8 protein-coding genes are annotated in these 10801 nt (G+C 33.4%); 3 read left to right on the forward strand and 5 right to left on the reverse strand.

From position 1 onward, the window contains the following. Nucleotides 1-4: 4 nt before the first annotated feature. Genes RSK81_RS12845 through RSK81_RS12855 form a run of 3 tightly spaced genes read right to left on the reverse strand, consistent with a single transcriptional unit; the run spans nt 5 to nt 4643 of the window. A complete protein-coding gene (locus tag RSK81_RS12845) occupies nt 5-2824 on the reverse strand; it encodes a TraM recognition domain-containing protein (RefSeq protein ID WP_315687846.1) in 2820 nt (939 codons plus the stop codon). A gap of 11 nt (nt 2825-2835) precedes the next feature. Further along, the gene (locus RSK81_RS12850) at nt 2836-3288 is read right to left on the reverse strand and encodes a hypothetical protein (protein ID WP_315687848.1); all 453 of its coding nucleotides are present in this window, start codon (nt 3286-3288) and stop codon (nt 2836-2838) included. 59 nt (nt 3289-3347) lie between these two features. Then, nucleotides 3348-4643 (reverse strand): hypothetical protein, encoded by a 1296-nt coding sequence (locus RSK81_RS12855; protein WP_315687849.1) that lies wholly within the window; start codon nt 4641-4643, stop codon nt 3348-3350. A 568-nt stretch (nt 4644-5211) separates the two neighbouring features. On the opposite strand from RSK81_RS12855, the gene RSK81_RS12860 reads away from it, so the two are divergent. Together RSK81_RS12860 and RSK81_RS12865 are read left to right on the forward strand one after the other, a co-directional pair. Next, nucleotides 5212-6093, forward strand: coding sequence for a ParA family protein (locus tag RSK81_RS12860; RefSeq protein ID WP_315687851.1), 882 nt, complete (start codon nt 5212-5214; stop codon nt 6091-6093). Between the two features lie 58 nt (nt 6094-6151). After that, nucleotides 6152-6490 carry a hypothetical protein gene (locus tag RSK81_RS12865; RefSeq protein ID WP_315687853.1) on the forward strand — a complete coding sequence of 113 codons (339 nt, stop codon included), beginning with the start codon at nt 6152-6154 and terminating at the stop codon, nt 6488-6490. A 73-nt stretch (nt 6491-6563) separates the two neighbouring features. Here RSK81_RS12865 and RSK81_RS12870 read toward each other — a convergent pair whose 3' ends face one another. Continuing rightward, complete coding sequence (locus RSK81_RS12870) at nt 6564-7496, reverse strand: DNA/RNA non-specific endonuclease (protein ID WP_315687854.1); 933 nt, start codon at nt 7494-7496, stop codon at nt 6564-6566. 112 nt (nt 7497-7608) lie between these two features. Then, nucleotides 7609-8622, reverse strand: a complete 1014-nt coding sequence (locus RSK81_RS12875) for a tyrosine-type recombinase/integrase (RefSeq protein WP_315687855.1) — start codon at nt 8620-8622, stop codon at nt 7609-7611. Nucleotides 8623-9243: 621 nt separating this feature from the next. Between RSK81_RS12875 and RSK81_RS12880 the strand changes: the two genes are divergently transcribed. Next, nucleotides 9244-10248, forward strand: coding sequence for a replication initiation protein (locus tag RSK81_RS12880; RefSeq protein ID WP_315687856.1), 1005 nt, complete (start codon nt 9244-9246; stop codon nt 10246-10248). Nucleotides 10249-10801: the final 553 nt, after the last annotated feature.

A 10801-nucleotide genomic window follows, 5' to 3' on the forward strand; every position in this document is an offset into this window, starting at 1 on the left:
TTTATTACCATAATTCTTCTAATCCATCTGAGTCATCCTCTACAATAATGTTTTGAGCAACAGTTCCTTTTTCCTCTGCTTTGATTACCGGGCGTTCAAAATCAGACTGTTTCTTTATTTCATTTGTAGATGACTGTGGTTCTTCTTCAACCAACTCAATAGGGCTTTCAGGAATTGTTTTTACGCTTTCTGAATCACTACTGATATCTTCTTTTGCAGTGTTTTCACGTTTAATTTGAGGGGCATATTCAGGGGCTACTGTTTTCTTTTCTTCATTGTTAGATAGAATATTTGGTTCATGAATTTCCATGATTTTGGCCCACTCGTTTGGTGTAAAGTCACTTTCCGTTAATGAGTCCCTCTTACCATTTTCAATGTAACATTTTTCTACCATTTCTGACCAAATTTTATAAGCTTCTCTATCTTCGGGATCATCCATATTGAATGGTGGTTTAAAGTTCTCATCACTGAACATTGGCATTAAAAAATTAGGTACAGAAGTTACAAACATCATGTCCGACACTTCATCATCAACAACCATAACTCCAGCATATTCAAATTGTTCAAGCTTGGCCATATCCGATTGTTTAAGTTGAGGTTCTTCGATAATTTGTTCACTAACTCTGCGCGAATTATTATCGTTTCCAGCCATCATATCTTCTTGAGCATACTGATCGTTTTGTTGCAAAACATATTTATCGCCTACCCGATTTGCAATATATTCTACAGATTGAGGACTGCTTTGCTGGAAGACAAAAGCGTTACGATATGATTGGAAAAGAGCATCAGCTCTATCTGCACCTATTGTTGCAACTGCTTGTTCATAGTTTTGATATAAATGCAATGCTGGTGTTCTAAATTTACGATTTTGATCCAGGAAGCCTTGGTCTCGAGCCATCAAAATTGTATTCTTCTCATCATTCATATAAGGGAATAACGGAGACAGGTTTGGAAGTCTTCGGTAGGCTCCACTTTGCATTATAATTTCTGCTACCTGGCCGACCATTCTGCTATTAGCATCCCCCAGCTCAGCTTTAGCTGAATTTACTAAAATAACTCCTCCCATCTTCAGCAAAACATCTACATTTTTTGTGGATTGAGAAAAGAAAACTCGACGGACATAAGGACTTTTAGAAAGACTATTTATAACATTTTTCAAACCGTTTATATTGGCATCAAAATTGAAAAATGTTTCTCCGGTTTGAGAATTAGTAAATAGATTACTTGTGAAATACAAGATAGTATCTTTCATTATTTTAAGCTTGTTTTCCAAGTCTCTATGAGTGTAGTAAAGTTTTCTAAGTCTCAATGATTGGTTAGCATCAAAGCGAAAATCTACGCCACCTGCCTTTATCCAATCATCATATTCTTTTTTATATAATTCATTATATTCATCATCAACTTTCTTAAATAATCGTTCCTCACGTTGAGCGATTATTTTTAATACTTCTAGACGAGCAAAGATATAATCATTACTAAGAAGAATATCATTAAAATCTGATAAAGTTGGTGCATTTCCCTTAAGTCTTTTGTTGATAGGTGCACCCATTACTTGAGCTGTGATAATTAATAATAGAGTTGCGCTTCTTGTATGAGCTTCTTCACTATTAGCAAAGAATGGATTCCCATTTCCGCCATCTCCTTCGCTAAAGTTTCTAAACAAGTCAGCAGCCAATGCTGAAGCAATTTCAGGCTTAGCATCAAAAATATTAATAGCATCTGTATCTGGTTGTGGAGGATTTACATGCCACACAACATCTTTTGGGAGCCCAGATCTTTTCAAAATATCAAGGGCATCACGAATGAGATCTCCCGACGGCTCATTAACATAAAATCCGTTTGTAAGATTTTTCCCAATCCCTTTTGTAAACCACTCTTCGTAAAGATTATCAAGTAGGAAATCGGCTTCTTCTTGAGGTAATCCCATAGCCGCTACTTCTATTCGTTTGCTCTTAATGTAGGCCGCATATTGCCTTATGTAATGAATGAAATTCTCGGTATCATTGATGTTGAAAGGTTTAGCTATTGAAGCAGATTTACCTACACCGATAAGACCAAAAAATACAACATTAAGAGCTCGTGTAGCAGCATTCATAATAACATCGTTTCTGAATTTAGAATCAATCCCTATTCTAATATTTGATAGACCATCAGTGTCTCTATCCTGAATTAAGCCATCAATACTCTTATCTTTGAAAAACCGAGATTCTATCCATTGTTCCACTAAGGTAGTATTATATACTCTTACTTCTTTCTGATAAGTATTTACGAACATATAGATATAAATCAAAATTGGTAAAATTACCATCAAGCTATTTGATATTTGCCCACCTATTAACAGGTGCATTGCTCGATAACTAATCGGAAAATCTGAATACTTCAAAAATCTGTCTGCACTTACATAAGCGCTATTAACGATAACAAGGATGTAATTATTGATCGTGAGAATTATTATTGCTACTCCAGACATAATCGCACTGACAAATGACATCATGATGAATTTTTTTATCGTCGCTATGCGTTTATTTCTGGGGAATGAAGCAACCTTTTCAAATAGTTCATATCTTTGCCTGCTGGTCAATCGAGCATTCCAGATGCCAAAATAAAGAGCAATAAAGTTGTTTAAAAGCAATAAAATAAAGAATATAAAGAATACAAAATCAGGAACCTGAATCCTAAAAATGATTCCCAGTACCATTAAAATAATCATAGCTATTGAGAAATACAAGGACCACTTAATAATACGTCTAAAGATTGATAACAAATAATCAAGTGTCCGATAACCGTTTCTCATATAGGGTAAAGTGCTTAAATATTTCCTCATCTTTTACCTCACTAATATACAAAAATTGATTTAAAGAATTGCAAAATTAAGATTCCTCCAACAGTGATCACTAAACCAATAATCAAAGAACTTCTTTGTTTTGCTGCACTATCTCGTTTTCTTCCCTCTGTAAACATTTTTTGGTAGTTGTAAATAGCAGATTGGGTGTTGGCAAATGAAGGTAGAAAAGCTAATAAAAGCAACTGCAGAACTGTAAAAATATCTCTGAAACCTTTTATATCTACTGCTCCTACATTATCCTTATTGTATAGAACAGAAAATACAGTTAGAGCCAGGAAGCGAATAGTATAGATAAAAACTAGGGCTAAAATAATCACTTTTAAAGCTTTCATCATACTAAGATTATTATTTGCTTTATTAGCGACATACCACCAAATTGCACCTCCTATCACTATTGCCCAAGGGATAAAATTAAGTGCGAAAAATATATAATAAATAATCATATCTTACCTTTCATGAAAAAATAAGCACCTTGATAAAATATCTTGGTGCTACGCGAAAATTATCTCTTGAAAAATCCATTCAATTCGTCACTTCGCCCTGTATTTCGCATTGATGTATTAAAGTTACAGTGTACATAGAAAATGGTTTGATTTTTTTCATTAATTGTATAACGTGCTCTTCTCACTACAACGGAAATGGGCTCGTGAGTATAGACATATGTTTTATCTAAACTCATCGAATTTCGCAATTTCACAGAAATTCCTGGAAATCCTTCTAGCTCAATCAAATGGCCACGACCTACGTCATAAGTTGTTAAGTACGCAGTATGAGTTGAACCTACTAATCGACCAGTATCAATCAGAGCTTTTAGTTTCTCAGCTGGAGGAGTTTCAAGTTCAATTGCACTTCCCCACAAAACATACTGTTCGGAGGTAAAATCGAGCGGAGTAAACCGACTGTCTTCTTCTGTTTCCACTTGGGAATTGTTATTAGATTTCCAACCAACAAAATTAAACTGAATTGGTTTGCCAATCTCGGCATAATATTTTAGCGGATGTATCCTAGAAAAAGCTCCATAGCTAAACCGCTTTGTAGGAATTTTATAACTTCTTAGATTTTGATCTAGTAGAAAAACACCTGAAGAACTTACATGAGTAATTATTCCATTTTGTGTTTTTTCTGTCAGTTCTCTTTTTAAATCACGCATTCTTTGACGATAGCTGCTACTGTCGTTTCCTCTTGTTTTTTCTCTTGCAATATCAATGGCTTCAGAGTTCATCAACAATTCTGCAATATCTATATCTCCGAGTGCTACATAGTTATTTTTTACTCCAGTAGGCATTTTAAAGTTTTTAAAATGCCTTTCTTTTAAATCAACAACTTTTAAAGGGATGATTCTATCAATCATATTTCTCAAATCTGTAGTTTGAAACATTCCTGCTTTTCTGTGTGGAACATAAACTCGCAATTCTGCGTAATTAGCATCGATAGGCTTACATACTAGAAGGTCCTCAAAAACTACTGTTTTTGAATCTTCTTTATAAATTGTAGGTGCTGCTTCTATAGTCCCAATAACTACCGCTGAAAACACCTCTTGTCTAGCTCGTTCACGTCTTGAGCTATCTTCCATCAAGCTACGGTCAAAAGGTCGCAAGTATAAATTATTTTTTACATCTTCAATTATATTTTCTGGTATAAGGCTCACACCCAATGAAATGTTTTCTTCATCATACCAATTAGCATCTTCAGGTTTTTTGTTAGCTAAAACAATTGAACGCATCTCATTTCCATTATCAGCTTTTGGATAACGAATATTCTTATATCCACGTTTTTTAAATTCACTTAAAGGTAACATTGAAAAACTCCTTTAATAATTTGTTTATACTTTATATTATACGAATTTCAATTAAAAAATAAAAGTGTATGATAAAAAAAGGCTGCTTGTGCAGTCTTTTTTTATTCAATTCTAATTCTAAAGGAAAAACAGGAATAGAAATGCAACAATTCCAACAACACCAGGCACAACTAATGCGGTTCTTTGAATATATCCTAACTTTAAACCTTTGATAATAAAAAGGAGAGATAAGATAGTTATTCCAAAAAGGATGATTAGAGAGTAAAACATAACATTTTCTCCTTTCTTGTTTAACATTAACTTAGTTACAGTATAAAATATTGACTTCGCAAAGTCAATTAGTTTGGAAATTATATTTGACAGCATTATCCTATTTAGTATATTTATCATAAATATATTTACTAAAATTATAAACAGAACAAACATACATATTATAAACTCCTTAAATAAGTTTATGTTTTTAATTATGATATGTATTATATTTATAACAAATATAGTATTGACAATAATGAAAATATTGTTTATAATTATTGTAATCTATGTAATTATGATAAAGGAGGAAGTCTTCATGGCACAAACCCTTGCTTCAGATATTCTTGTTGCCCCTAAAATTATCACTTTTTACCTTGATAAAGGTGGAGGTGGAAAAACTTCAGGTATTTATAATTTTAATGGGTATGTTGGAGATATAAAAAATAAACGAGTTCTGACGTTCGATGGAGATCGATCACAAAACCTTACCAAAACATATGGCGTACAAGGTTCAAGAGGTATCTATGATATATTTGTTAATGATGAATTTGAAATATATCATACTTCTCAAAAAAACGTTGATGTTATAATTGGTTCAGAAAAATTTTGCGATTACAATATTAATTGGGGAGATTGTCAAAATACTTTTATGGTATTATACAGTTGGATCACTCGAAATTTAAAATTTCTAGCAAAAGAGTATGATTATATAACCATCGACGCTCATAATGATACTACAGATGTTACAGCTAATCTTTTAGCAGTAGCAGATGTCGTCGTTGCCGTAGGGAATGCAGACGCTAATAGTTTTGCTGCCTGGGAGGAATTAAACGAACTATTCTTGCCTCGTATAAAGAAAAAAGCAGCAGATGCACTTACAAAAGTATCTTATGTTCATGCAGAGCCGTATTTGATTGCAAATAGAATTCCATTCAAAGGCAACAACGTTGCCAATACGGTAAAAGAATTTTTGGAGGTGATTCAAAGAAAATATGGAGATAAATTCTTAGGTGTCATTCCTGAACGTGACACTGTAATTCGTTCTTTACTTGAAAATAAAAGTGTCTTTGAATTATATCAAGAAATGCCTGAAAGCACGTTGACTCAAAGTAAACGAAAAGCTTCAGAAAAAAAATTCGTAGATGGGATGGCAAGTATTTTTGATAAAATTATTGAAAATGCAGATATGATTGACTAAATACAATATAATACCTAATATTGTGTTTATACATATGATAAGTATAAAGGAGAAAGATATGACTCAATCTCGATTTGAAGCCTTTGGCAATAGAAGCATTGGTCTTGCCAATGCAGAAGAAGTAGTAGCAACAACAAAAATTAGCAAACCAAAAAATAAACTGAAAAAGCAAAATTCGGATTCATTCCCAATTGTCCCAACTAAACAGATTACATTTTCTCTTGCGCCAACTATTAGAAAAATCTTGAAAGAATTACGGATTAAGAATGAACCTGGTCAATCAGATGCTAGGTATCTGAGCAATCTAATTTATCGAGATAAGTTTGGAGAAAACCTATATGATGAAAATGGGAAACAAATGTTTGAAATTGATCCAGAGACTGGAGAAAAAATATAAAAAGCACGATGTGACGTGCTTTTTATATTGGTTATATTTATAATAACAATCATAATTGAAATCAATATGTTTGTTATTTTAATAAAGCTGTAGCTTCGCCTGTTTTATAATCAATTTTCGCGTTTTTGGAAACATTAAGAAGTGTAACACTCCCTGTAATTCCATCATAATTAGCTTTCCCAGGATCTTTTAATTCTACTTTTATGTGTTTTCCATCTGCATCAAAACCAGTCCAGAATAGCGATACACTACGTGGTATTAGTTCATCTTCAGTATAGTTTGCTACGACATAATAGTCAAGAGTATAATCAGGGTGCTCTTTTAACCATTCATTTAACGCAGTTTCGTAAAAGAGCATACTGTATGGATTTTCTGGATCTGTTTTTTTGTCTGCCATCGTTCCAGAATTTAAATATCGAGTTATTGGAATGATATTTTTGGGCTCTGAATTTAAACCAGAAAATAGGTACCCGATCAGATGGCCTCTATTCATTAAGTAAGATTTTTTGATTTTCCCATTTTCATCTTCGTATTTAAAACGGTAATTGTGCCACCCTTCCGGATCGTATGTGATTTTAGAATCACGTTTTTCAGCTGGTTTATCTGAATATTTCAGTTGAATATGTCCTGAAACAGCGCGATTATATTCATCCATTCTAGCATTATACATTATTTTCTCGCCAGTGAAAGACAAGGCTTCATAGTGAGCAGTTGTCTCACCTAAAGTTCCTTCTTGGCTCGCAGCTGTTTGCTCAGATGAGCTGCTATTTAGCGCATTGCTTGCTTCACTAAGTTTTTCTTTGACAGCATTTTTAGTATCTTTAGCTGATTTTTCAATTTCTTCCTTGTTTCCTTTAAAAATGGTCTGCAGGAAAGAGAACGGACCTCCAAGATTTATCCCACTATAAGCAGCATATCCCAAAGCGCATAAAATAATTAATAGGCCAATAATGATGTTAATAACCCAACCTTTGATAGATGAACCTGTATTGCCTTGTTTACTCAATTGAGAAATCTCCTTTTATTTTTTTATTATTCTATTTTACCAAAAATATAAATAAAACAAAGACTATCATAAAAAAATTATTATAAGAAAAATAATAAGGGACTATTGTCCCTTATTTTATATATTTTGTTAGTGAATTTAAGCTTTTTAAGCCTTGAGCATTCTGTACTTCAAAAAAGTTATTAGTGCGTTGATATATAACGTAACCATGACTATCCTGTAAAATTCTGGCCGATATTTTTTTATGATAGGCTTTATTAATATTATGTATGACTGTAGAAAAAAGTGGAATAGTCGCTGCTCTCTTTTTTTGGTTTAAGAATAAAGCAGATTCAGTTTTATCAGCAACCCACCATTGACGTCGATATGCTAAATATGTTGTTAAATAAGGGGCAGAAAAATCTAGGATTGGTAACTCTACAGATTGCCTGTTTCTATTAACGATAATCTTTTTCTTTCTCATATCTATATCTCTGACAGATAACAGCGACATTTCTTCTAAGGTGATGCCTGTTCCCATTAATAGTGCTATAATAGCAATATTTCTTTCTTTATCTCTATCCCAGTTGTCTACTTTTTTCTGAGTATCTAAAGTCATAACGTAAGAATGATCGACAAAGTCTAAAATATGTTTTAGTTCTTCCTCACTATAAATTTCTTTTTTTCCACTAGGAATTTGCTCTCCTTTTTTTATTGCTTCATAAGTTGAACTATATGCTATTTTCCATTCATCGAAGGCATGACGATAAAAAATTGGTTTCCCACGTTCAACAGTGAAAGAATAATTTGTAAAATAGCTCCAGAAGGAAGATAAATAGGAAATAGTGGTTTTTATGCTAGAAGCTTGTGCTCTGATGTTAGAATATTCTTTTAAGTATTCTTGAATTAAATTAATTGGAACTGCTTCTAAATCTCTAATTGTTAAATTTAGAATGTCAGTATGGTTTGGTTCTTTATTTGCTGCATAGTATTTTAAGAAACGTTCAATTTCAACAAGTCTACGATAAAAGGATTGAGGAATTGTATCAAGAGTAGAGTAGTAATGTAAAGTATAACTTGAAACAAACTCAGGAGTAGTCGATAGTAGATGCTGAATATTTTCTTGGGTTATTTTATTTATTACCAATTTTTTCTCCTCACTTTTTAAATTTTTTGAATTCCATTAAGTGTATTTATAGAATTTAGAGTATTAATAGTATTAATAGTATTGTCAAGCTCTAAAATCGCATAGCAGCGGTTATCTTGAAGAGTATAAATCCCTTTTATGCCCAAAAAGTTCTCAAATTCTTTATAGATAAATCTGTTTATATGCCTTTTCAAATCCCCTTTGTGCCTGAAAAGTTCTGTTTTTTTGCCAGTATAAATCCCTTTTATGCCGAGCTTTTTATAAATCCCTTTTATGCCAGTCAATTGGTTTTTATAAATCCCTTTTATGCCTCATATTTTCAAATTATCCTTTTTGTGCCAGATTTATCTCTTTAATTATCCCTTTTGTGCCGGAATTTGTCAATAAATCCCCTTTATGCCAGCTAATAAGTCTTTATAAATCCCTTTTATGCCTTTTTGTCCTTTATAAATCCTTTTTGTGCCAGACCTATCTCTTTAATTATCCCTTTTATGCCGGAATTTGTCAATAATATAATATCCCCAAAATTTACAACAGGATAAATCCCTTTTTAATTTGTATTTATGGACAAAAAGGGATTTATAAGCTATAATAAGGGATAGTTGAAGGAGAAATACTTATATGACCGAAAACATCTATAACAACAGAGGAAAAACATTTATAGAAGCTATTAGACCAAGAGGAAGTTATAAAGTCTATAAATCTAATATATTAGCACAAGCTCAAGGCGGCCTCTCAGAAGAAGAAAAAAGAATATTTGATTACTGTTTGACTTTTATAAAAAAAGGTGATCTTTATGATAAAGACAAAATATATAGAACTTCTATAAAGGAAATTGTCGAAACAATAGGGAACAAGTCAGGGGGTTCCAGTGCAGAATATATTGCTAAAACACTTGTGAAAATCAAATCGAAGGCAACTGTGTTGGTTCCAGAATCGAAAGAAAGAAATGGTTCAATTATCAAAGGTTATGAAGTTGTTTCTGCATTTCGAAAAATGACAATATGGGAGAATCGTGAAATAGATTTTTCATTTGACGAGGCCTTAGCACCATTTTTATACGAATTATCTGATGGAAATTTTTATGGCGAAGAATTATCAAAGTTATTAGGAATTCGATCAAAGTATGCTAAAACAATCTATGAACTATACATGGCCAAAAGATATGGCAATAACAGAGTCACAGTTGTTGAAGGAAGTTTGGAAGAGTGGTATCTATGGGTTTTAGGTAGTGAAGTAATGGAAAGTCCTGACTTATTAAAAAAATGGACTGCTGGCCGTTTTAGGGATAAAGTTTTAAATGTTGCAAAGGCAAAAATAGAAGAATTATTTCCTTTGACAATGGAAATAACACCCCAAAAAAAAGGTCGTCATGTTGTTGCATTTAGTATTCGATTTGTTATGGCTACATCGACTGAATTATTGTCTATAGATGAAATAATTAAAAAGAAAAAGGAAGAATTAGAATTAGAAAAGCTGCATGAAGAAGAGTATATGGAAAAAATAACAGAGTATTGTATTGCTAATAATATGACGCCATTAGAAGGCGCAGCGTATCTAAAAGATCAAGGCGAGATTGAGTTTATCCCAAGTAAGTTATTGCCAGAAAAGTATAAAAAACAATAACAATAATAACAATATTATCTTGTTGCCCCTTGAAGTCTGATGAAAATATGCTATAATGAGGGTATAAAAATTATTATTTTTATCTTTACCCATCCAGGGGCAAAGGAACTGAGTGTTCGGTTCAAAATGGATATTCGCGGTGTCTGGATTTCTTTAGGGCGGTTGCTCAGGGAAACACCAGCGAGGCCTTTCATTGACTTAATCTCCTTACAGGGGAAGAAGAAACTCTGCCGGCCGGAGCGATGAAAGCAGACCTGTTTGACAGGAGAAAGGGCCGTGCTGATCGTAGAAGAAGAATGAAACACACTTGGAAAACGCCTGCTGTGGATGCACGTCTCAGAGAAGTCTGGGAGCCGTGGCAGCAGGAGCTCTGCCTGGTCCGAAAGGACCACCGGCCGGAGCGGTTTTTCGGTGTGCTTTTTTTATTCCTCACGACAGTAATCGTTTGGGTCGCGATTCTCCTGCAGGGGTGCAAGAGAGAAGTGGCTGCCAGCAAACAGCAGGCTTGCAGGGACACAACGGTCCTGAACAGTCTGTGGTTCACTATGTAAGC

This window comes from Streptococcus sp. DTU_2020_1000888_1_SI_GRL_NUU_041A (assembly GCF_032387735.1).
Classification (GTDB): Bacteria; Bacillota; Bacilli; order Lactobacillales; family Streptococcaceae; genus Streptococcus; species Streptococcus sanguinis.

Excerpts from the sequence above, each read along its gene's own strand:
- RSK81_RS12845 (WP_315687846.1), bottom strand. The coding sequence starts at position 2,824 with ATGAGGAAATATTTAAGCACTTTACCCTATATGAGAAACGGTTATCGG.
- RSK81_RS12880 (WP_315687856.1), top strand. The coding sequence starts at position 9,244 with ATGACCGAAAACATCTATAACAACAGAGGAAAAACATTTATAGAAGCT.
- RSK81_RS12855 (WP_315687849.1), bottom strand. The coding sequence starts at position 4,643 with ATGTTACCTTTAAGTGAATTTAAAAAACGTGGATATAAGAATATTCGT.
- RSK81_RS12850 (WP_315687848.1), bottom strand. The coding sequence starts at position 3,288 with ATGATTATTTATTATATATTTTTCGCACTTAATTTTATCCCTTGGGCA.
- RSK81_RS12860 (WP_315687851.1), top strand. The coding sequence starts at position 5,212 with ATGGCACAAACCCTTGCTTCAGATATTCTTGTTGCCCCTAAAATTATC.
- RSK81_RS12865 (WP_315687853.1), top strand. The coding sequence starts at position 6,152 with ATGACTCAATCTCGATTTGAAGCCTTTGGCAATAGAAGCATTGGTCTT.